This is a genomic window from Streptomyces sp. NBC_00377 (genome assembly GCF_036075115.1).
Classification (GTDB): Bacteria; Actinomycetota; Actinomycetes; order Streptomycetales; family Streptomycetaceae; genus Streptomyces.
Genome location: NZ_CP107958.1, coordinates 5,521,914 through 5,544,351, shown reverse-complemented (window position 1 = coordinate 5,544,351; position 22,438 = coordinate 5,521,914). Strand labels below are relative to the sequence as shown.

At 69.6% G+C, this 22,438-nt stretch carries 14 protein-coding genes, 2 rRNA genes and 1 pseudogene; 8 read left to right on the top strand and 9 right to left on the bottom strand.

Annotation, left to right across the window (positions count from 1 at the left end):
- Positions 1-264 precede the first annotated feature (264 nt).
- Together OHS71_RS24825 and OHS71_RS24820 are read left to right on the top strand one after the other, a co-directional pair.
- The gene (locus tag OHS71_RS24825; protein ID WP_328481548.1) at positions 265-918 is read left to right on the top strand and encodes a GNAT family N-acetyltransferase; all 654 of its coding nucleotides are present in this window, start codon (positions 265-267) and stop codon (positions 916-918) included.
- 197 nt (positions 919-1,115) lie between these two features.
- Entirely contained in the window at positions 1,116-2,315 is a 1,200-nt protein-coding gene (locus tag OHS71_RS24820; protein WP_328481547.1) for a winged helix-turn-helix domain-containing protein, read from the top strand.
- Positions 2,316-2,472: 157 nt separating this feature from the next.
- Here the strand turns inward: OHS71_RS24820 and OHS71_RS24815 are convergent, their stop codons facing one another.
- The 6 genes and pseudogenes from OHS71_RS24815 to mtrA form a co-directional block, all read right to left on the bottom strand.
- Positions 2,473-3,219 (bottom strand): response regulator, encoded by a 747-nt coding sequence (locus tag OHS71_RS24815; protein ID WP_020133042.1) that lies wholly within the window; start codon positions 3,217-3,219, stop codon positions 2,473-2,475.
- A 206-nt stretch (positions 3,220-3,425) separates the two neighbouring features.
- Positions 3,426-4,118: a ribosome hibernation-promoting factor, HPF/YfiA family gene (gene hpf / locus OHS71_RS24810; RefSeq protein ID WP_328481546.1), complete on the bottom strand. Its 693-nt coding sequence runs from the start codon at positions 4,116-4,118 to the stop codon at positions 3,426-3,428.
- A gap of 681 nt (positions 4,119-4,799) precedes the next feature.
- Positions 4,800-5,522, bottom strand: a pseudogene (locus OHS71_RS24805) (ComF family protein); the annotation flags it as partial.
- A gap of 210 nt (positions 5,523-5,732) precedes the next feature.
- Complete coding sequence (locus OHS71_RS24800; protein WP_443047040.1) at positions 5,733-7,583, bottom strand: LpqB family beta-propeller domain-containing protein; 1,851 nt, start codon at positions 7,581-7,583, stop codon at positions 5,733-5,735.
- The gene (mtrB, locus tag OHS71_RS24795) at positions 7,558-9,747 is read right to left on the bottom strand and encodes an MtrAB system histidine kinase MtrB (protein ID WP_328481543.1); all 2,190 of its coding nucleotides are present in this window, start codon (positions 9,745-9,747) and stop codon (positions 7,558-7,560) included. The genes OHS71_RS24800 and mtrB overlap by 26 nt, the downstream gene beginning before the upstream one ends.
- 1 nt (position 9,748) lies before the next feature.
- On the bottom strand, positions 9,749-10,438 hold the full coding sequence (gene mtrA, locus OHS71_RS24790) for a two-component system response regulator MtrA (RefSeq protein WP_328481542.1): 690 nt from the start codon (positions 10,436-10,438) through the stop codon (positions 9,749-9,751).
- A gap of 347 nt (positions 10,439-10,785) precedes the next feature.
- Here mtrA and OHS71_RS24785 point away from each other — a divergent pair, with 347 nt between their 5' ends.
- On the top strand, positions 10,786-11,664 hold the full coding sequence (locus OHS71_RS24785; protein WP_328481541.1) for a GNAT family N-acetyltransferase: 879 nt from the start codon (positions 10,786-10,788) through the stop codon (positions 11,662-11,664).
- Positions 11,665-11,700: 36 nt separating this feature from the next.
- Here OHS71_RS24785 and mtnA read toward each other — a convergent pair whose 3' ends face one another.
- Positions 11,701-12,846 (bottom strand): S-methyl-5-thioribose-1-phosphate isomerase, encoded by a 1,146-nt coding sequence (mtnA, locus tag OHS71_RS24780; RefSeq protein WP_328481540.1) that lies wholly within the window; start codon positions 12,844-12,846, stop codon positions 11,701-11,703.
- 140 nt (positions 12,847-12,986) lie between these two features.
- On the opposite strand from mtnA, the gene OHS71_RS24775 reads away from it, so the two are divergent.
- Genes OHS71_RS24775 through OHS71_RS24755 form a run of 5 tightly spaced genes read left to right on the top strand, consistent with a single transcriptional unit; the run spans position 12,987 to position 18,723 of the window.
- Complete coding sequence (locus OHS71_RS24775; RefSeq protein WP_328481539.1) at positions 12,987-14,378, top strand: hypothetical protein; 1,392 nt, start codon at positions 12,987-12,989, stop codon at positions 14,376-14,378.
- Positions 14,379-14,382: 4 nt separating this feature from the next.
- Complete coding sequence (locus OHS71_RS24770; RefSeq protein ID WP_443047038.1) at positions 14,383-15,231, top strand: DUF4129 domain-containing protein; 849 nt, start codon at positions 14,383-14,385, stop codon at positions 15,229-15,231.
- On the top strand, positions 15,228-16,424 hold the full coding sequence (locus OHS71_RS24765; RefSeq protein ID WP_328481538.1) for a DUF4350 domain-containing protein: 1,197 nt from the start codon (positions 15,228-15,230) through the stop codon (positions 16,422-16,424). Before OHS71_RS24770 ends, OHS71_RS24765 begins: the two co-directional genes overlap by 4 nt.
- Positions 16,424-17,413, top strand: coding sequence for an AAA family ATPase (locus OHS71_RS24760; protein WP_328484629.1), 990 nt, complete (start codon positions 16,424-16,426; stop codon positions 17,411-17,413). Before OHS71_RS24765 ends, OHS71_RS24760 begins: the two co-directional genes overlap by 1 nt.
- On the top strand, positions 17,413-18,723 hold the full coding sequence (locus tag OHS71_RS24755) for a DUF58 domain-containing protein (protein WP_328481537.1): 1,311 nt from the start codon (positions 17,413-17,415) through the stop codon (positions 18,721-18,723). Before OHS71_RS24760 ends, OHS71_RS24755 begins: the two co-directional genes overlap by 1 nt.
- A gap of 101 nt (positions 18,724-18,824) precedes the next feature.
- Here the strand turns inward: OHS71_RS24755 and rrf are convergent.
- Both rrf and OHS71_RS24745 read right to left on the bottom strand, forming a co-directional pair.
- Positions 18,825-18,941 (bottom strand): 5S ribosomal RNA (rrf, locus tag OHS71_RS24750).
- A gap of 90 nt (positions 18,942-19,031) precedes the next feature.
- A 23S ribosomal RNA gene (locus tag OHS71_RS24745) occupies positions 19,032-22,155 on the bottom strand.
- Positions 22,156-22,438 lie beyond the last annotated feature (283 nt).

Sequence of the window (22,438 nt, the reverse complement as noted above, 5' to 3'; positions counted from 1 at the left end):
TGCCGGTCGGGCCTGGGACGGTCGGTTTCCATTGGACTAACTGAGCAACGGCCATCGTATGCGAGGACCCCGCCGCCCCGGGAGGCCTGCCGCGACGAGGACCACACACTGCTGTGCACCTGTTCCAAAATCTTCTTCAAAGTGACAACGGCCGGGCCCCGCCGATGGTGCCGCGTCCGGCAGACGAATTGCGCGAATTGTGATCACCCGATCACGCACCGCGAAAAGATGGCGCCGCCCGGACCTGCCGAGCAGAATCGGCCGATGGAGCTCGAGCCCGTCACCCTCACCACCCCCCGTCTCGTCCTGCGCCCCCTCGACCCGCGGGACGCCGACGCCGTCCACACCGCAGCCCAGGACCCCGACGTCCAGCGCTGGACCACGATCCCCTCCCCCTACCTCCCCGAGCACGCCCGGAGCTTCATCGAGCTGCTCGCCCCGGAAGGCTGGGCGACCGGCTCCATGTTCACCTTCGGCGTCTTCCTCCCCGACGGAACCCTCACCGGCGTCCTCAGCCTCACCATGCGCTCCCCGGGGACGGCCGAGGTCGGCTTCTGGGCCGCCAAGGAACACCGCGGCCACGGCTACACCACGGAGGCGGTCCTCACCTCCGCTCGCTGGGCCTTCACCACCCTCTCCGTCGACCGCGTGGAATGGCGGGCCGAGATCGGCAACACCGCCTCCCGCGCGGTCGCCGAGAAAGCCGGCTTCACCCAGGAAGGCACCCTGCGCTCGGCCATCCACAACAAGGGCGTACGACGAGACTGCTGGCTGGCCGCCCTGCTCCCCTCGGACCTGGGCCTGCCGTCGACGGCACCGTACATTCCGGCACCCTCCAGGCCGCCCGGGGCCACCACCGGCCGGTCCAGGGCCGCAACCACCCCACCCGGGGACACCACCAGCCCGTCCGGCGTTTGAGGACGAGGCCCCTCCAGAGCCGAAGCAGGGGTCGGGGCGGCAGCAGCCAGGGACGGGAACGGGAACGGACGGCGCGGGCGAACCACCCACATGCGCCCACCCCCACGCACCCCGCCTCACCCCACCGCACTTCACTCCCCCACCCGGAACTCCCAGCTCACCCCCCACTGTCAGTCCCACCCCCTATCGTGCGAGCCATGACGACCCCGCGCCCCGCCAGCGCCCTCTCGGCAGACGAAGCCCGCCGCATCGCCCTACGCGCGCAGGGCTTCCTCGGCACACCCGACCGCAAGGCCGGCGTCCGCGGAGTCCTCCGTCACCTCGGCGCGGTCCAGCTCGACACCATCTCCGTACTGGCCCGCTCCCACGAGCTGATCCCCTACGCCCGCCTCGGAGCGGTAGGCCGCAAGACGGTCGAGGACGCCTACTGGAACCCCATCCCCACGGACACGTCTGTCACCCGGCCGCACGCCTTCGAGTACTGGTCCCACGCCGCCTGCATCCTCCCCATCGAGGAATGGCCCCACTTCGCCTTCCGCCGCCGCGCCTACCGCGCCCGCCCGCACTGGAACCACGCCCTCCCGGACGGCACGTACGAGCAGGTCCTCAAGCAGCTCCGCACCGAAGGCCCGCTCACCGCAACCGAGTTGGGCGGAGCGAAGAAGACCAGCGAGTGGTGGGACTGGTCCGGCACCAAAGTCGCCGTGGAACGCGCGCTGATGTACGGCGAGGTGGTCTGTGTGGAGCGCCGCGGCTGGAAGCGCGTGTACGACCTCGCCGAACGCGCCGTACCCGCCGACCTGCTGCACGACGACATGGACGACACCGAGTGCCTGCGCCGCCTGGTCAGGCTGGCCGGCCGGTCGCTCGGCGTGGGCACGCGCGCGGACATCGCCGACTACCACCGTCTCAGGGGCGAACAGGTCGACGCGGTGATCGACGCGTCGGGCCTGGTCCCGGTCGCGGTCGAGGGCTGGGGCAAGCCCGCCTGGGCCGACCCGGCGGCCCTGGAGACGCCCCCGCGCGGCCGACACCGCACCACGCTCCTGTCCCCCTTCGACTCACTGATCTGGGAACGGGCGCGCACCGAGCGGATCTTCGGCTTCACCCACCGCCTGGAGGCCTACGTCCCCAAGCCGAAGCGGATCCACGGCTACTTCGCGATGCCGGTCCTGGCCGGCGGCCGGCTCGTCGGCCGCGTGGACCCGGCCCGTGAGGGCCGCACCCTGGTCGCCAGGCAGGTCACGCTGGACGGCCCGAAGGCGGTCCCGGCGGTGGCCCAGGCCCTGCTCGAGGCGGCGACCTGGGTGGACTGCACGGACGTCCGCGTGGAACGTGTGGACGCCCCGGACCTGCGCGAACCCCTCACCAGGGAACTCGCCCGCGCCCTGGCCTGACCCCCGCCGGACCACCAGGTCACCGAACCACCAGGTCACCGAACCACCGGGCTCCGGGCTCCGGGCTCCGGGCTCCGAGCCACCGAACGAACAGATGGCCGGTGACCGGCTGACCGGCTGACCGGATCATTGGACGACCGGATCACGGATCACCGGATCACCGGATCTCGAGGATCTTCTCCCGCATCGCGTACACCACGGCCTCCATCCTGGAGTGCAGCTGAAGCTTCTCCAGGATGTTGCGCACATGGTTCTTCACGGTGTTCTCAGAGATGAACAACTCCTTGGCGATGTCACGGTTGTTCATCCCGGTGGCGACCAGCTTGAGCACCTCCAGCTCACGGTCCGTCAGCCGCGGCGCGGGCACGAGTCGGCGCTCGTCGGTCCGCTGGATCATCGACTTGAACTCGGTGAGCAGCTTCGACGCCATGGAAGGGCTGATCTGCGACTGTCCGTCGGCGACCGCGCGGATAGCGGTGGCGACCTCGTCCGTGGAGATCTCCTTGAGGAGATAGCCGGTCGCGCCCGCCTTGATCGCCTCGTAGAGGTCGGCCTCCTCGTCGCTGATCGTCAGCATGATGATCTTCGCGCTGGGGGCCACCTCCTTGATGGAGGTGCACGCCTCGATACCGCCGCGCTTGGGCATCCGTACGTCCATCAGCACGATGTCCGGAAGCAGGTCGGCCGCCTTGTCCACGGCCTCCGCACCGTCCCCCGCCTCGCCGACGACCTGGATGTCCTCCTCGGCCGCGAGCACGATCTCCAGGCCCCGGCGGAACAAGGCGTGGTCGTCCACGACAAGGACTCTGATCGGCTCCTTGCGTGAGGTTCCCCCGTCCGGGCCCATGCCGACGACGCCGTCGTCGGCATCGTCGTCCCGCATCGGTCCGAAGCTGTCCGCCATCGTTCCTCCCCCTGAAGGCTGTGGCCGTGGTCCTGTGCCGTCGCCAACCCAAGGCAGCGGCCCACCGGTTGAGCCGCCCTGGCCATGATTCCATGCCCGGACGACAACGCGGTGACGAAGCGGTGCCCGAAGGGGTCGCACACGGGTGCCCCTGGGGGCGCACACCGCGCTCCAGGGGCACACCGCTCAGCTGTCACCGGGCGAGGTCAGCCGCCCAGCGCGCCGCCCGCCTCGGGGGAGTGCGCCTGAGCCACCATCGGGTCGGTGTCGAGGTAGATCACGCCGTAGTCGTAGGCATGACGCCGGTAGACGACGCTGGGCTGCTTGGTCTCGGAGTCGACGAACAGATAGAAGTCGTGTCCGACCAGTTCCATCTCGTAGAGGGCCTGGTCGAGGGTCATCGGCGCGGCGACGTGGGTCTTCTCGCGCACCACGAGGGGGCCGTCGCCCTGCACCTCAAGCGAGCCGATCCTCTTGGTCGGCACGCTCTCCGACTCGCCGGACGGGACGGGACGGCCGTTGCCGTTGAGCGTCGCCACACCCGGGACATGGTCGGGGACCTCCGCCGCGGAGAGCCTGCGGGCGCCGCGGCGCGTGTAACGCTTGTCGTGCTGCTTGCGCAGCTGGGCATCCAGCTTCTCCGCCGCCAGGTCGAGTGCCGCGTACGCGTCGTTGGCCGATGCCTCCGCCCGGATCACAGGACCGCGGGAGCGGAGGGTGATCTCCACTCGGTCGCAGCGGTCCGCCTGTCGGGGGTTGGGCTCCTTGGACACCTCCACGTCGAGGCTGATCACCTTGCCGTCGAGCTTCTGGATCTTCTCCAGGTTCAGCTTCTCGGCCACGTGCTTGCGGAACCGCTCGGGCACCTCGGTCTTGCGTCCCTTGACGACGATGTCCACGCAGAACTCCGTTCCCGGATCACTCCGCTTCAGTGGCGGAGCATCTCCCTTTTGCACCAGGCTCCGGTGAGCACCGGAACCTCCGACTTGGTGACTTCCACCTCCTCCTCCCCCATGGGCGAGATCTACACCCCAGGTACTGCGGAAGATTACGAAAACCGCAGCACGGCATTCGGATTCGGGAGGGTGTGGCCTGCGGCTTTCCCTCACAACCGAACATATCTCGCCCGGACGGATGTCGTCACCCTCTACTGCGGCGTACCTCCGTTCAGGCGAATTGGCCCTCTCATTACCTGCAACGACGCAAGTTCTCACTCAGTTCCGGTTTATTTCGAGGGAGTCCGGCGACGCGGCGACCACTGCGGCGCAGAGCACCTCACCGGCTCCGCCCGCACCGCTCATCGGCGTGATCGGCACCGCGCTCACCCGCCCCTCCTCCATTCCGGACGGCTTCTTTCTGCCTTCCCGGGTGCCGCCCATGTACACGGCCGTCGCCCCTTCACCACACAACGCATCCCTCGCCTCCTCCCCACATCGCCCACTCGCTCCCTCCGGGCACCGCCCACTCGCTCCCTCGGGGCACCGCCCACTCGCTCCCTCCGGACACCGCCCACTCGCTCCCTCGGGGCACCGCCCACGCGCCTCCACCCCGCACCGCCCACTCTGCCCCCGACCCGCGCGCTCCGCCCCCGCAGCCGTCCGCACCACCGTCGCGGCAGCCGTCCGCACCGCGCGCGCCGCCTCCGCCAGGGAGGCGCCCGTCGTGACCACGTCGTCGACGAGAACCACCGGACCACCGCACAGCACGCGTGCGCCCCCGGGCACCACCGTGAGCGCGCCCACCAGATTGTCCAGCCGCTGCCGCGCGTCGAGCCCCGACTGGTCGGCCACGGCCCGCCGCTGCCGCAGCACGGCGGCCACCCGCGCCGGCACCCCCGCCCGCCGCAACTCACCGGCCGCCGCGAGAGCGATCCGCCGAGCCGGATCATGACCACGCGCCCGCACCACGGCTCGGGCGGAGGGGACGGGTACGAGGAGTACGCCTCGGGGTGACCGGGGGCCCTCCCCCTCCCCCCTCCCCACCTCCCCCGTCCCCGCCCGCACAGCCCCCGCCAGCGCCGCGCCCAGGGGTCGGGCCAGCGCCAGCGCGCCGCGTTCCTTGTGGGCCAGCAGCACGGCCCGTACCTCGTCCGCGTACCGGGCCGCCGCGTGCACGGCGGGCAGCCCCGGCGGTTCCGGCACCGGTCGGACCCGGAACGGCGCTGCCCCGCTCAGCGCTTTCCGGCACTGCGGGCAGAGCACCGTACGCGCGCTCCCGCAGCCCCCGCACTCAGCGGGCAGCACCAGGCCGGCGAGCTCCTGCCACCACGTGCGAACGGCTTCCACGTCCACCACTCTGCCCATGGGGGAAGCGGTTTGCCACCCCTGTGGAAAACCGTCAGGAGTGCCCTGTGGAAAACGCGCGACAAGGAGGAGGGAAGGCGGGCGGAGCACCGGCGAAAGGCAGCCGCTGCTCCCTCTCACCAGCAGAGAAGAGCAGGCCGAAAGCCGCTGCCCGGGGAACCCGTGTCAAAGGCACGGGGGTGAGTGCGGTTCCCCGCATCGGGGAAAGGCTCACCCCGGGTAGAACGCGACCGACGCGGTCTCCTTCAGCGTCCGCCACCCGCTTCCGCCGGGGAGCCAGAGCAGCCCGTCCTTGGAGGTGGCGAAGAGCGGGACGTCGCTGTCCTCCGAGGCGGCGATGCTGGTGACCTCGGTGAGGCCGGGGAGGGTGCCCGCCTCGGGGATCGAGCCGTCGCACTGCACGTACTGCACCTGCTGGACGCCCCCGGATTCCCGGCCGACGACCACGAGCCGGCTGTCACCGGCCCACGACACGGCCTTGACCTGTTCCAACTCCGGTGTCGTGGAGCGCAGTTCCTGGAGCGACACGGACGGCTGCGTGCCGTTGCCCGGGCCTCGTTCGATCCGTCCGATGAGCAGGGACTGCTTGCCGCCCTTGTCCACGACGAGCGCGATCCGCACTCCGTCCGCGGCGACGCGTACGGCGTCGATACGGCCGTCCAGCCCGGGAGTGAGCACCGTCAGCGGCTGGCCGCCGCCCTTCTCCAGCAGGAGCAGTCGAGGGGCGCTGGGGTTGCGGTCGGCCACCCACAGGTCGCCCTGGGCGTCCCAGCTGGGGGTGATGAGCCGGTCGGTCTCGGTCTTGCCCGTGCTCTGAAGCACGGGGTCGCCGATGGAGCTGCCGGAGACGGTGGACGTGACGTAGAGGGTCTTGCCGTCGAGGGCGACTCCGGCGGCGCTGTGTTCGTCGCGGGCCACGGCCACCGAGCGCAGTGCCTTGGTGCCGTCGCCGAGTGCTCCGGGGACGGGGTCGGCCTTGGTGTTGCCGCTGCCGCTCGTCATCCGGACGAGGCGGTGCTGGCCGTCGATGAAGTACAGGTAGCCGGGGTTGGTCTCGGAGCCGCGGGCGGCGACGGTGGCGGCACGTTCCTCGTTGAGGGAGCACAGCTGGGTGCCGCCGGCACGCAGTGCGACCTCGTCGACGGCGGGGCTCAGGCTCTGCAAGGAGAACAGCAGCTGGGCCGCCATCTCCTCGCACCTGCCCTGTCCGACGTGGGCCGCCTTGTCGTTCAGCGGCACGGTGAGCTTGTTCTGGTCGTCGGGGGCGAGTGCGGTGACGCCCTTGGGCAGCGCGGTTCCGGTGGGGAAGCTGGATCTGACGACGGGGCGGAGCCAACTGGTGGGCCCGGTGAGCACGGAGCGCACCATCTGCGTCATCGGGTCGACGCGTTCCCGGACGTAGACGGGGTCGGCGACGGTCATGGGCTGTCCGGAGCCGTCGGCCGTGGTGTTCGAGGCGAAGTAGTACTTGTTGACGGACAGGAAGTTGCGCCGGAAGTCGGACTTGCCCATGACGACGCCCTGGGGGAGGGCGTCGATGCGCCACTGCCCGGTCTTCTTGTCGCGGCTGAGGTGGATGGGCTGGGCGTAGGTGCCGGAGGCGGGCGCGTACGACTGCTGGGCGTCGACGGTGGCGACCTTCGTGCCGGTCAGGACGTACGAGTAGTCGTTGCCGTCCTCGCGGCTGCCGGCGGGCCGGGATTCGGTGGCCGGTCCGTCCGCGAGGACCGTCGTGGACCGTTCGGGCTGCCATCTCTGGGCGGCTCTCTCGGTCAGGTACTGCCGTGCGGTCGAGTATCCGGGGTCGTCGCTGGTGAGCGCTTCGAGGAAGCCCTGGACGATCTCCGAGGGCTGCGCGTCGTCCTGGGGCGGCATCGCGAACACCCGTACCTGGGTGTCCTGGCGCGGGGTGGATTCGACACCGCGCAGGTCTCCGCTGTCGGGCATCGAGGCGCACCCGGCCAGCAGGACGACGCCGCATGCGGTGTACGCCACCGCGCGCCCGGGCGTACGCCGGGTTCCCCCCTCGCGCCACTCAGCGCCCACGAAATGCCTCCCCATGCTGGTCCGAGCTCTCCGCCCCGGCTCTCGGCCGGTTCGAAGCCCCCCTCAGTGCTGTGTCACCCGCGTCGCCGGCGCCATCCGGGTCACCGGGGCCACTTGTGTCGTCCGTGTCCCGCGCGCGGGACGTTTCCGTCCGTTGCGGGTTGTCGTCGCCTGCTGTCCCCGCGGCGGGCGGTTCGTCCTGTCCGCGTCCGCCGCCGGTGCCCGAGGCGGGCCGGGGCACGACGCGCGCGCCGTTGCCGGGCAGCGCCGTCGGGTCGGCCGTGGGAGCCACGCCGGCCGTGCGGGGCGCGAGGGTGCTCCGCGCGGCCGACGACTGCTCATTGGCGGGCTGTACCGGCACCGTCGCGCTCTTCTGGCCTCCGCCGCGCGGCAGACCCGCTTCGTCGAGCTGTCCCCGGTTGCGGCGGGAGTCCTTCGGTTCGAGCGGTATCGGCGAGCCCCGCAGCGGTTCGTCCGCGGTCCTGGGCAGTGTCAGCCGGAACTGCGAGCCGCCGCCGGGCTCTCCCCATGCCTGCAACCAGCCGCCGTGGAGCCGCGCGTCCTCCAGGGCGATGGAGAGCCCCAGACCGGTGCCGCCGGTGGTACGCGCGCGTGCCGGGTCGGCGCGCCAGAACCGGCTGAAGACGCGGGTGGCCTCGCCGGGCTTGAGTCCGACGCCGTAGTCGCGCACGGCGATGGCGACGGCGCCGCCCGCGGCGGCGAGTTTGACGATGACGTCCTTGCCCTCGCCGTGTTCGACGGCGTTGACGACCAGGTTGCGCAGGACCCGCTCCACGCGCCGGGCGTCGGCTTCGGCGACGACGGGCTGCTGGTCGCCGATGACGCGTACGGTCGTCCCCTTGCGTTCGGCGAGCGGCGCGGCCCCGCTGACGACCCGGCGCACGACCTCCCTGAGGTCGATCGGCTCGGCCTCCAGGGCGGCGGCGCCGGCGTCGAAGCGGCTGATCTCCAGGAGGTCCGCGAGCAGTGTCTCGAACCGGTCGAGCTGGTCGGCGAGCAGTTCCGCGGACCGTGCGGTGACGGGGTCGAAGTCGACCCGGGCGTCGTGGATGACGTCGGCGGCCATGCGTACGGTCGTCAGCGGCGTGCGCAGTTCGTGCGAGACGTCGGACACGAACCGCCGCTGCATGCGTGAGAGGTCCTCCAGTTGCTGGATCTTCAGCTGGAGGTTCTGGGCCATCTTGTTGAAGGCCTCGCCGAGGCGGGCGATGTCGTCCTCGCCGGTGACCTTCATGCGTTCCTGGAGCCGCCCGGCGGACAGCCGTTCGGCGATCCCGGCGGCCATCCGCACGGGCGTGACGACCTGCCGCACCACGAGCCAGGCGATGGCGCCGAGGAGGACGACGACGAACAGTCCGGCGGTCGCCAGAGTGCCCTTGACGAGGCTGAGCGACTTCTCCTCCTGCGTGAGCGGGAAGAGGTAGTACAGCTCGTACGGATCGCCGTTGGGGTCGTTGACCTGCTTGCCGATGACCAGGGCCGGCTGGGATTCCTTGTCGCTGAGGTAGATGATGCGGGAGTAGCTCTGCGCCGCGCCGGTGCTGGTGTTGACCTGCTCGCGCAGCTTCTCGGGGACGCTCTTGTCGGGGTCGACGAAGCCGGAGGCACGCGGCCCGCGGGCGACGCCGCTGACGTCGCCGGGGGGCAGGGTGACCACGTCGAAGGCGCCCTGGCCGCCGCTGGACAGCGACAGTACGAGCTCGCTCATCCATTCGATGACGTTCTGGGAGGCGCCGGCGTCCGCCCGGGTGCCGTCACCGGCGACCGCGCCGGCGGCCTCGTCGGCCTTCTGCTTGGCGACGGCGAACCCGCCGGTGGCCTGGCTCTGGGACGCCTTCACCTTGGCGTCGAGCAGCCCGTTGCGGACCTGCCCGATGACGACGAAGCCCAGCAGCAGGACGACGCCCAGTGACATCAGCAGCGTCGTGGCGACGACCTTGAGCTGGATGTTGCGCCGCCACAGCCGCATGACGGGCAGCAGCGGCCGACGCACCCAGCGCAGCAGCAGCCTCAGGACGGGGCTGCCCTGGACCCCGCCCTGGAGCAGTCCTCCTTCGAGGAGGCGTGCGAAACGTGAACCCGGTGTCCCACGGCCGACAGGCCGCTGTGGACGGGCCCCGGACCGACCGGGGGCCGAAGCGGCACTGTCACCCGACATGTCAGCTGGGTCCTGCCTTGTATCCGACGCCACGGACGGTCACGACGATCTCCGGTCGCTCGGGGTCCTTCTCGACCTTGGAGCGCAGCCGCTGCACGTGCACGTTCACCAGGCGGGTGTCGGCGGCGTGCCGGTAGCCCCACACCTGTTCGAGGAGCACCTCGCGGGTGAAGACCTGCCAGGGCTTGCGCGCCAGCGCGACCAGCAGATCGAACTCCAGCGGCGTCAGTGCGATCGACTGGCCTTCCCGCTTCACGGAGTGACCGGCCACGTCGATGACCAGGTCGCCGATGGCGAGCTGTTCCGGCGCCGGTTCCTCGGACCTCCGCAGCCGGGCCCGGATCCGGGCGACCAGCTCCTTCGGCTTGAACGGCTTCACGATGTAGTCGTCGGCACCGGACTCCAGTCCGACGACGACATCGACGGTGTCGCTCTTCGCTGTGAGCATCACGATGGGCACCCCGGACTCCGCCCGGATCAGGCGGCACACCTCGATGCCGTCCCGGCCGGGCAGCATCAGGTCCAGCAGCACCAGGTCGGGCTTCGCCTCACGGAAAGCGGCCAGCGCCTTGTCACCGTCGGCTACGAAATACGGCTCAAAACCTTCACCACGCAGCACAATGCCGAGCATCTCGGCCAGTGCGGTGTCGTCGTCGACGACAAGGACTCGTCCCTTCATAAACGACATCATCCCATTCTCATAACGGTGAAGGACACGCAGGTGAGCAGGGTCACCGGCCTGTGACCCTAGTCGTACCGGACGCTCACTGTCTGCCCCCGTCGTCCGACGTCGATGTCAGCACTCGTGTCGGCCCGGCTGCCGAAGGCCCGTGTCCGCTCCGGCGGCCTTCCCGGCCACAGTCATGCCGCCTGCGCCTGAACGGCCGACCGCCCATGCCCCGGGCCGGCGATCAGCCGAACCAGACCGCGCTTGTGACGACGCCTGTGGCGGAGTACGTCCCCCGCCGCGGCCGTCGAGGGCGGTTCCCTGCGGCGAATCCCGGTGCGTGCGGCGCCGCCCGGTGGTGGGATCGCCGTATGAGCGACCCGCTGCGCGACCGCATCGAGCGGTATTACGCGACCGTGCCCCTTCTCTTCGCCGACGCCGAGGACTTCGGTCCGCTGCGCCTGTTCGTACGGAGGGAGCCCGGTGCCCCGTACTACGGCGGTCCGGGGCACGCCCAGCCCACCGGGGCGGGCGCGGCCTCCGTCGGAGCGGCCGACATCGCCCGGGTGCGTGCCCGGCAGCGTGCGCTCGGTGTACCGGAAGCGTTCGAGTGGCTGGCCGAGTCGACGCCCGCGCTGCGTGCCCGTATCGAGGCCGCCGGCCTCACGGTGCTGCGGCGCCCTCTGATGGCGCTGCCTCCCCACGAGCCGCTCCCTCCGCAGCCCCTGCCCGACGGGGTGACACTGCGCGCGCTGACCGCGGACGACCCCGCACTGCCCGCGGCCCTCGCCCTCCCGCACCTGGCGTTCGCCGAAACGCCCCCGCCCGACAGCCACTCCCCCGGGGATCCCGCCCGCGCGGCAGGCGAGTCGGACCGCGCGAAGCTGGCGAGGACGGCCGAGCAGCTGATCGGGGACGGCACGGTGGCCGCGGTCCGCCCCACGATCCGCGCCGGACACAAGACCCTCGTCGCCGCCCTCGCCGCGGACGCCACCCCGCTGGCCACCGGCCACTACCACCCGGCGAACGCCACCACGGAGATCGGCGGCATCGGCACCCTGCCCTCCGCCCGCCGCCAGGGGCTGGCCGCCGCCGTGACCGCGGCCCTGGTCGCCCACGCCCGCACCCACGGCGTCGAGACGGTCTTCCTGGCCTACGCGCACGAGTCCGCCGCCCGCCTCTACGCCCGTCTCGGCTTCCGCCCCGCCGGGACGACCCTCCTGATCGCCGGCCAGCCCGCCCGCTCGTAGGTCCTTCCGCGCACGGTGGCGTCTACCGGCGGGCGATCACAGTCCCGCCCCTTCCCGGCGCGCCCTGCCGCACAGCTCGGCGAGCGCCTCGGCGGTCACCGGCGACACCACGCCTTCCTCCGTGACGATCGCCGTCACCAGCTCGGGCGGCGTCACGTCGAACGCCGGGTTGTACGCCTGGGTCCCCAGCGGCGCCACCGGAGCCCACATGCCCGCTCCCGTCACCGGCGCCTGCGGCACCATGGCCTCCGTCACCTCGAAACCGGGGCGCTGTTCCACCTCGATGGACGCACCGTCAGGCGTCTCCAGATCCACCGTGGTCACCGGCGCCACCACAATGAACGGCACATGGTGGTAGCGCGCCAGCACCGCGAGCGGATAGCTCCCCACCTTGTTCGCCACCGACCCGTCGGCCGCGATGCGGTCCGCCCCGATCAGCACCGCGTCCACCTCGCCCGCCGCGAAGAGCGAACCCGCCGCGTTGTCCGTCAGCAACGTGTACGCCATGCCGTTGCGCGCCGCTTCGTACGCCGTCAGGCGGGCGCCCTGCAACAGCGGCCGCGTCTCGTCCACCCACAGCCGGCGCAGCCGTCCCACCCGGTGCCCGGCGAGCGCCACCGCGAACGCCGTCCCCTCTCCACCCGACACCAGCGCACCGGTGTTGCAGTGGGTGAGGACACGGTGCCCGCCGCCGGGCAGCAGCTCGTCGAGGAGCGCCAGCCCGTGCGCGGCCATCCGGGCACTGGCCTCGGCGTCCTCCCGGTGGAGCTGCCGCGCCGCCGCGAGCGCGGCCCGCGCGCCCTGAGCCGGGTCGCCTCCCGCGGCGAGCTCGGCCTCGTACGCGGCCCTCGCCCGGCGCACGCCGACGGACAGGTTCACCGCGGTGGGCCGGGCGCCCGCCAGCGCGTGCGCGGCGTCCTCCACGTCGAAACCGCGCGCGGCGGCGAGCGCGACGCCGTACGCTCCCGCGATCCCGAGCAGCGGTGCCCCGCGCACCGACAGCGAACTGATCGCCTCCACCAGCGCGGACGCGTCCGTACACACCAGTTCGACTTCCTCCGCTGGCAGTCTCGTCTGGTCGAGAAGGACCAGCACAGGACCTTCGGGTAGCTCCTCCCAACGGATCGCAGGAATCTCGCTCGGCCGCTTGTCCTCGCCGCTTTGCGCGTACTGATCAGCCATGCGATCAGTCTGCCCCCGATCCGGCGGACAATTGAAGGTGTGCAGCCTCTACCGCGACCGGTCACCCGGTTGGTGCCCCATGGCACGATGGCTCCCAACCTGCCGCCGCGTCCGCGGACGGGCACCGTGAAGGAGCGACGATGAACGACACTCCGGGCTGGGCCTCGCCCGGATCCGCCCCGCCCGACGGACAGGAGCCCGGCGCGTCCCGTCCCGCCGAGCCCACGGACCGCCCCGCCGACGCCGGGCCCGCGGACCAGCCGGGCGCGAACCCGCAGAGCCCCGGCACGAAGTGGTCCAAGGAACAGCCGCCGGCCGGCCCCGGCCAGTGGTCCGCGCCCGCGCAACCCCAGAACTCCGGACACAACGCGGGCCAGACCCCGCCGCCCCCGCCCCCTCCGCCGCCCGGACCCGGCTGGGGCAGCCCCCCGCCCCCCGGACCGGGCGGCGGCTACCCCGGCGGCCCCGCCGGCCCCCGACCCGGCGGGTACGGCGGTTACGGAGTTCCCGGTGGCTGGGGCGGCGGCTGGGGCGGCCCACCGCCCGCGGCGAAGCCCGGAGTGATCCCGCTGCGCCCGCTCGCCGTGGGCGAGATCCTCGACGGCGCCGTCACCACGATGCGCACCTACTGGCGCACGGTCCTGGGCATCTCGCTGACCGTCGCCGTCATCACCCAGATCTTCGTCGTGCTGTTGCAGGGCCTCGTCCTGAACGGCACGGACACCACCGCTCTCGGCGACCCCAGCGCCACCGCCGACGAGCAGGTCAACGCCATGGGCGACGCCGTGCGCGCCTCCGGACCCGTCCTTCTCATCGCCCTCATCGGCACCATCACGGCGACCGCCCTCCTCACAGCCGTCACCAGCCGGGCGGTCCTCGGCAAACCGGTCACCCTCCAGGAGGCCTGGCGCGACGCCCGCCCCCAGGTCTTCAAGCTGTTCGGCCTGATCTTCCTGCTGATCCTGATCGGCGCCCTGACCGTCCTCGTCTGCCTGCTGCCGGGCATCCTCGTGAGCGTCGCCGGAAGCTCCGAAGCGGGGGCCGCGCTGATGGCCTTCGGCGCCCTCGGCTCGATCGTCCTGGGGCTGTGGCTGCTGGTCCGCCTCTCCCTCGCCTCGCCCGCCCTGATGCTGGAGAAGCAGAGCATCAAGAAGGCGCTCATCCGCTCCGCGAAGCTCACCCGCGGCTCCTGGTGGCGTGTCTTCGGCATCCAGCTGCTCGCCCTGATCATCGCGAACATCGTCTCGATGCTCGTCGTCGTCCCCTTCGCCCTCATGGGTATGGCCCTGAGCGACGGGGGCATCGGCGGCATGGCGGACGCGAGCGCCGACTACGGCTGGACCTACCTGATCGTCAGCGGCATCGGCTCGGTCCTCGGCTCCATGATCACCTTCCCGATCTCGGCGGGCGTCTACGTACTCCTCTACGTCGACCAGCGCATCCGCCGCGAGGCCCTCGACCTCGACCTGGCCCGCGCCGCCGGCCTCCAGGGCTACGGCCCCACCGCCGGCAGCACGACCCCGGGGAGCTGATGCGGTGAACCTGGCGGGGGGCGTTCTCACAGCGGTACCGCTCCCGGGCGGCCCGCCCGTACGGGCCCTGCTGCCCGGCAGCACCGACGCGGCCCCGGCAGCCCTGACCCGCCTCACCGGCAGCGCCCTGACGGCGCTGCTGCGGGCGGGTGACGGCGCCGCGCTGTCACTGGCCCGCTCGGGTGACGAACCACCGCTCACCGTCCCACGCGACCCCGGACGGGAAGCCGCCCGCCGTGAGCTGTCCAAGGACCTGTACCACCAGAACGACCCCAGCCTGTTCCAGCGCGCCCTGGACACCCTCTGGGACTGGATCGGCGACCTGTTCGGCACCGCTTCGACCGCCACCCCCGGCGGCACCCTCGGCCTGCTGGTCGTCATCGCGGCCGTCGCGGCCGTCGCGGGCGCCCTGTGGTGGCGTCTGGGCGCCCCGCGCCGCCGACCCACCTCCACCGCCGCCGCCCTCTTCGACGACCGCCCCCGCAGCGCCGCCGAACACCGCGCGGCCGCCGAGGCACACGCCGCCCAGGGCCACTGGAACCAGGCCGTCCAGGAACGCACCCGCGCCATCGTCCGCTCCCTGGAAGAACGCGCCCTGCTCGACGTCCGCCCAGGCCGCACGGCCGACGAGGCCGCCGCCGACGCCGGCCGCACCCTGCCCGCCCACACCGACCGGCTGCGCGCCGCCGCCCGCGACTTCGACGACGTGACGTACGGCGGCCGCCGAGCCACCCAGCAGTCGTACACCCGCATGGCCGAACTCGACCTGGACCTCGAGCGCGCCAAACCCCGTCTGACGGCGAGCAGCACCCACACCACGACCCACCCCACCCGCCAGGGGGCCGCCGGATGACGACCGAGGCCACGCTCCCGTCCACCTCGGCCTCCCCCACCGCCCGGCAGCTGTGGACCCGCGCGCGGGGCATCACTCTCGCCCTCGCGCTGCTCCTGGCCGGCGCCGTCACGCTCGCCGCGCTCCAGTCCGACGCCCGCCACGGCGCCCTCGACCCGCGCTCCGCCGACCCCTACGGCAGCCGCGCGCTCGCCGAACTCCTCGCCGACCGCGGCGTGTCCACCCGCGTCGTCACCACCCTGGCCGAAGCCCGCACCGCAACGAGCCCCGACACCACCCTCCTGATAGCCGGCCCCGACCTCCTGACGGAGCATCAACAGCGGGACCTGCACTCGGCGATCGCAGGCTCCGGCGGCCGCACCGTCCTCGTGGCCCCCACCGGCCGGTCGGTCGAAACCCTCGCACCCGGCGTGACCGCGGACCCGGCCACCAGCCGCGGCTCCGCGCTCACCCCCGGCTGCGCGTTCCCCGCCGCCCGACGGGCGGGCACCGCGGAAACCGGCGGCATCCGCTACACCACCCGCCACCTCGGCGCCGACCAGTGCTACCCGAGCGCCCGCCTCGCCACCCTGCTGCGCGTCCCGGACGCCTCCGGCGACGGCGACACCGTGGTCCTCGGCGCCCCCGACATCCTCTACAACAACCGCCTCGACCAGCAGGGCAACGCCTCGCTCGCCCTGCAACTCCTCGGCTCCCGCAGCCATCTGGTCTGGTACCTCCCCTCACTCTCCGACACCGCCGCCACCGACCCGGACGACGAGAAGGGCTTCCTCGACCTGCTCCCCTCCGGCTGGCTCTGGGGCACCCTTCAGCTCTTCCTCGCGGCAGCCCTCGCCGCCCTCTGGCGGGCACGCCGACTCGGCCCCCTCGTGCCCGAGAAACTCCCCGTGGCGATCCGCGCCTCCGAAACCGTCGAAGGCCGCGCCCGCCTCTACCGCAAAGCCGCCGCCCGCGACCGCGCGGCCGCCGCTCTGCGCTCCACCACCCGCACCCGCCTCGCCCCTCTCCTGGGCGTCCCCGTCACCCGGGCACACACGCCCGAGGCGCTCGTCCCCGCCCTGTCCGCCCACCTCCACAGCGACGGACAGCCCCTGCACTCCCTCCTCTTCGGCCCACCCCCCGGCGACGACTCGACCCTGATCGCGCTCGCCGACCAACTCGACGCCCTCGAAAGAGAGGTACGCCGTCCATGATGGCCCCGACCACTGACAACGCCGGGTACACCGGGGACCCGGGCCGCGCCCGCGCCTCCCTGGAGGCCCTGCGCGCCGAGATCGCGAAGGCCGTGGTCGGCCAGGACCCCGCCGTGACCGGCCTCGTCGTAGCCCTCCTCTGCCGCGGACACGTCCTCCTCGAAGGCGTTCCCGGAGTGGCCAAGACGCTGCTCGTCCGCGCCCTCGCCTCCGCACTCGAACTCGACACCAAACGCGTCCAGTTCACCCCCGACCTCATGCCCAGCGACATCACCGGCTCCCTCGTCTACGACGCCCGCACCGCCGAGTTCTCCTTCCAACCCGGCCCGGTCTTCACCAACCTCCTCCTCGCCGACGAGATCAACCGCACACCGCCGAAAACCCAGTCGTCCCTCCTCGAAGCGATGGAGGAACGCCAGGTCACCGTCGACGGCACCCCGCGCCCGCTCCCCGACCCGTTCCTGGTCGCGGCAACACAGAACCCCGTCGAGTACGAAGGCACCTACCCCCTCCCCGAAGCCCAACTGGACCGCTTCCTCCTCAAACTGACGATCCCGCTCCCCTCCCGCCAGGAGGAGATCGACGTCCTCACCCGCCACGCCGATGGCTTCAACCCGCGCGACCTGCATGCCGCCGGCGTACGCCCGGTCGCAGGACCGGCCGACCTCGAAGCCGCCCGCGCCGCAGTCGCGAAGACGGCGATCTCCCCCGAGATCACGGCCTACGTCGTCGACATCTGCCGCGCCACCCGCGAGTCCCCGTCCCTCACCCTGGGCGTGTCCCCGCGAGGCGCGACGGCCCTCCTGGCGACCGCACGCGCATGGGCATGGCTCACAGGCCGCGACTACGTCATCCCCGACGACGTCAAAGCCCTCGCCCTCCCCACCCTCCGCCACCGCGTGCACCTACGTCCCGAGGCCGAGATGGAAGGCGTGACGGCGGACTCCGTCATCACCGCGATCCTCACCCACGTCCCCGTGCCCCGCTGATGGCACTCACCGGACGCACCGCGCTCCTCGCCGCCGTGGGCTCCCTCCCCGTAGGGATCTGGGACGCCGGCTGGACGGGCATCCTCGCCGTCAACGTCCCACTGGCGTTGGCCTGCGTCTGCGACTTCGCCCTGGCCGCCCCGGTACGCAGACTGAGCCTGACCCGCTCCGGCGACACCTCCGCCCGTCTCGGCGACCCGGCCGACATCACCCTCACCCTCACCAACCCGTCCCGCCGCACTCTGCGCGCGCACCTCCGCGACGCCTGGCCCCCCAGCAGCTGGCAGCCGGGAACGGAGACGGAGGCCTCCCGACACCGCGTGACGGTCCCACCCGGCGAACGCCGCCGCGTCACCACCCGCCTACGCCCCACCCGCCGCGGCGACCACCGGGCCGATCGCGTCACGATCCGCTCCTACGGCCCTCTCGGCCTCCTCTCCCGACAGGGCGCCCACGAGGTCCCCTGGACCGTGCGCGTCCTCCCCCCGTTCACCAGCCGCAAGCACCTCCCCTCGAAGCTGGCCCGCCTGCGCGAACTGGACGGCCGCACCAGCGTCCTCACCCGCGGCGAGGGCACAGAGTTCGACAGCCTGCGCGAATACGTCCCCGGCGACGACACCCGCTCCATCGACTGGCGCGCAACAGCCCGCCATTCGACCGTCGCGGTCCGCACCTGGCGCCCTGAACGCGACCGCCACATCCTTCTCGTCCTCGACACCGGACGCACCTCCGCAGGACGCGTCGACGACGCCCCCCGCCTCGACGCCTCGATGGACGCGGCACTCCTCCTCGCGGCCCTGGCCTCCCGCGCCGGCGACCGAGTCGACCTCCTCGCCTACGACCGCCGGGCACGCGCTCTCGTCCAGGGCCGGACGGCGCGTGATGTTCTCCCCTCCCTGGTCAACGCCATGGCCACCCTCGAACCCGAACTGGTCGAGACGAATGCCCGTGGCCTCACCGCCACAGCTCTCCGCACGACCCCCCGCCGCTCCCTCGTCGTCCTCATGACCACGCTGGACGCCACCCCGGTCGAGGAAGGCCTCCTGCCCGTCCTCCCTCAACTCACTCAGCGTCATACGGTCCTGCTGGCATCGGTCGCCGACCCTCACATCGCACGGATGGCGACCTCCCGTGGCAATGCCGAAGCGGTGTACGAGGCCGCAGCCGCCGCCCGGGCCCAGACAGAACGCCATCGCACCGCCGAACAACTCCGCCGCCACGGCGTGACCGTCATCGACGCCACACCGGACGATCTCGCCCCCGCCCTGGCAGACGCCTATCTGGCCCTGAAGGCAGCAGGACGCCTGTAGCGCAAAGAAAAAGGGGCTCTCGGCAGGAGAGCCCCTTTCAAATGAATCCCGAACGCAGAAAACCCCCGCACCGTGAGGTGCGGGGGTTTCCCGTAATATTTGTTCGGCGGTGTCCTACTCTCCCACAGGGTCCCCCCTGCAGTACCATCGGCGCTGTAAGGCTTAGCTTCCGGGTTCGGAATGTAACCGGGCGTTTCCCTCACGCTATGACCACCGAAACACTATGAAACTGTCCAGCCGCACCACACCGTGACCATGGCATGGGGCTGTTCGTGGTTTCAGAACCAACACAGTGGACGCGAGCAACTGAGGACAAGCCCTCGGCCTATTAGTACCGGTCAGCTTCACCCATTACTGGGCTTCCACATCCGGCCTATCAACCCAGTCGTCTACTGGGAGCCTTAACCCCTCAAAGGGGGTGGGAATACTCATCTCGAAGCAGGCTTCCCGCTTAGATGCTTTCAGCGGTTATCCCTCCCGAACGTAGCCAACCAGCCATGCCCTTGGCAGAACAACTGGCACACCAGAGGTTCGTCCGTCCCGGTCCTCTCGTACTAGGGACAGCCCTTCTCAATATTCCTGCGCGCGCAGCGGATAGGGACCGAACTGTCTCACGACGTTCTAAACCCAGCTCGCGTACCGCTTTAATGGGCGAACAGCCCAACCCTTGGGACCGACTCCAGCCCCAGGATGCGACGAGCCGACATCGAGGTGCCAAACCATCCCGTCGATATGGACTCTTGGGGAAGATCAGCCTGTTATCCCCGGGGTACCTTTTATCCGTTGAGCGACGGCGCTTCCACAAGCCACCGCCGGATCACTAGTCCCGACTTTCGTCCCTGCTCGACCCGTCGGTCTCACAGTCAAGCTCCCTTGTGCACTTACACTCAACACCTGATTGCCAACCAGGCTGAGGGAACCTTTGGGCGCCTCCGTTACTCTTTAGGAGGCAACCGCCCCAGTTAAACTACCCATCAGACACTGTCCCTGATCCGGATCACGGACCCAGGTTAGACATCCAGCACGACCAGAGTGGTATTTCAACGACGACTCCACAACCACTGGCGTGGCCGCTTCAAAGTCTCCCACCTATCCTACACAAGCCGAACCGAACACCAATATCAAACTGTAGTAAAGGTCCCGGGGTCTTTCCGTCCTGCTGCGCGAAACGAGCATCTTTACTCGTAGTGCAATTTCACCGGGCCTATGGTTGAGACAGTCGAGAAGTCGTTACGCCATTCGTGCAGGTCGGAACTTACCCGACAAGGAATTTCGCTACCTTAGGATGGTTATAGTTACCACCGCCGTTTACTGGCGCTTAAGTTCTCAGCTTCGCCACCCCGAAGAGTGACTAACCGGTCCCCTTAACGTTCCAGCACCGGGCAGGCGTCAGTCCGTATACATCGCCTTACGGCTTCGCACGGACCTGTGTTTTTAGTAAACAGTCGCTTCTCGCTGGTCTCTGCGGCCACACCCAGCTCGAGGAGCAAGTCCTCTCACCAGACATGGCCCCCCTTCTCCCGAAGTTACGGGGGCATTTTGCCGAGTTCCTTAACCATAGTTCACCCGAACGCCTCGGTATTCTCTACCTGACCACCTGAGTCGGTTTAGGGTACGGGCCGCCATGAAACTCGCTAGAGGCTTTTCTCGACAGCATAGGATCATCCACTTCGCCACAATCGGCTCGGCATCAGGTCTCAGACTATATGGCGTGCGGATTTGCCTACACACCGTCCTACACCCTTACCCCGGGACAACCACCGCCCGGGATGGACTACCTTCCTGCGTCACCCCATCACTCACCTACTAACCGCTTGGGCCGGCGGCTCCACCACTTTCCTTTCCCCGAAGGGTCCGGAACGGCTTCACGGCCTTAGCATCACGATGCTCGATGTTTGACGCTTCACAGCGGGTACCGGAATATCAACCGGTTATCCATCGACTACGCCTGTCGGCCTCGCCTTAGGTCCCGACTTACCCTGGGCAGATCAGCTTGACCCAGGAACCCTTAGTCAATCGGCGCACACGTTTCTCACGTGTGTATCGCTACTCATGCCTGCATTCTCACTCGTGAACCGTCCACAACTACCTTCCGGTGCTGCTTCACCCGGCACACGACGCTCCCCTACCCATCACAGCCGCCGTTGGGCGTATTGCTGCAATGACACGACTTCGGCGGTACGCTTGAGCCCCGCTACATTGTCGGCGCGGAATCACTAGACCAGTGAGCTATTACGCACTCTTTCAAGGGTGGCTGCTTCTAAGCCAACCTCCTGGTTGTCTGTGCGACTCCACATCCTTTCCCACTTAGCGTACGCTTAGGGGCCTTAGTCGATGCTCTGGGCTGTTTCCCTCTCGACCATGGAGCTTATCCCCCACAGTCTCACTGCCGCGCTCTCACTTACCGGCATTCGGAGTTTGGCTAAGGTCAGTAACCCGGTAGGGCCCATCGCCTATCCAGTGCTCTACCTCCGGCAAGAAACACACGACGCTGCACCTAAATGCATTTCGGGGAGAACCAGCTATCACGGAGTTTGATTGGCCTTTCACCCCTAACCACAGGTCATCCCCCAGGTTTTCAACCCTGGTGGGTTCGGTCCTCCACGAAGTCTTACCTCCGCTTCAACCTGCCCATGGCTAGATCACTCCGCTTCGGGTCTTGAGCGTGCTACTGAAACGCCCTGTTCGGACTCGCTTTCGCTACGGCTACCCCACTCGGGTTAACCTCGCAACACACCGCAAACTCGCAGGCTCATTCTTCAAAAGGCACGCAGTCACGACGCACCAAGCAAGCTCGATGCGCGACGCTCCCACGGCTTGTAGGCACACGGTTTCAGGTACTATTTCACTCCGCTCCCGCGGTACTTTTCACCATTCCCTCACGGTACTATCCGCTATCGGTCACCAGGGAATATTTAGGCTTAGCGGGTGGTCCCGCCAGATTCACACGGGATTTCTCGGGCCCCGTGCTACTTGGGTGTCTCTCAAACGAGCCGCTGATGTTTCGACTACGGGGGTCTTACCCTCTACGCCGGACCTTTCGCATGTCCTTCGCCTACATCAACGGTTTCTGACTCGTCTCACAGCCGGCAGACTGTGAAAGAGAGATCCCACAACCCCGCACACGCAACCCCTGCCGGGTCTCACACGTATACGGTTTGGCCTCATCCGGTTTCGCTCGCCACTACTCCCGGAATCACGGTTGTTTTCTCTTCCTGCGGGTACTGAGATGTTTCACTTCCCCGCGTTCCCTCCACATACCCTATGTGTTCAGGTATGGGTGACAGCCCATGACGACTGCCGGGTTTCCCCATTCGGAAACCCCCGGATCAAAGCCTGGTTGACGACTCCCCGGGGACTATCGTGGCCTCCCACGTCCTTCATCGGTTCCTGGTGCCAAGGCATCCACCGTGCGCCCTTAAAAACTTGGCCACAGATGCTCGCGTCCACTGTGCAGTTCTCAAACAACGACCAGCCACCCATCACCCCCAACCTGAGCTGGAGTGCACTGGGGCCGGCATCATGAAGGACGGCTTCACAGCCGCACCCTCAGATACCCAACAGCGTGCCCGGCACCCTCGCCACTCATGATCAGCTTTCCACGCTCCGAAGAGCAGTACTTGCAGCCCGAGATGACTGAGAATGCCGAATAATCAACGTTCCACCCATGAGCAACCAGCATCGGACGTACGCCGATGTACTGGCCTCTGACCTC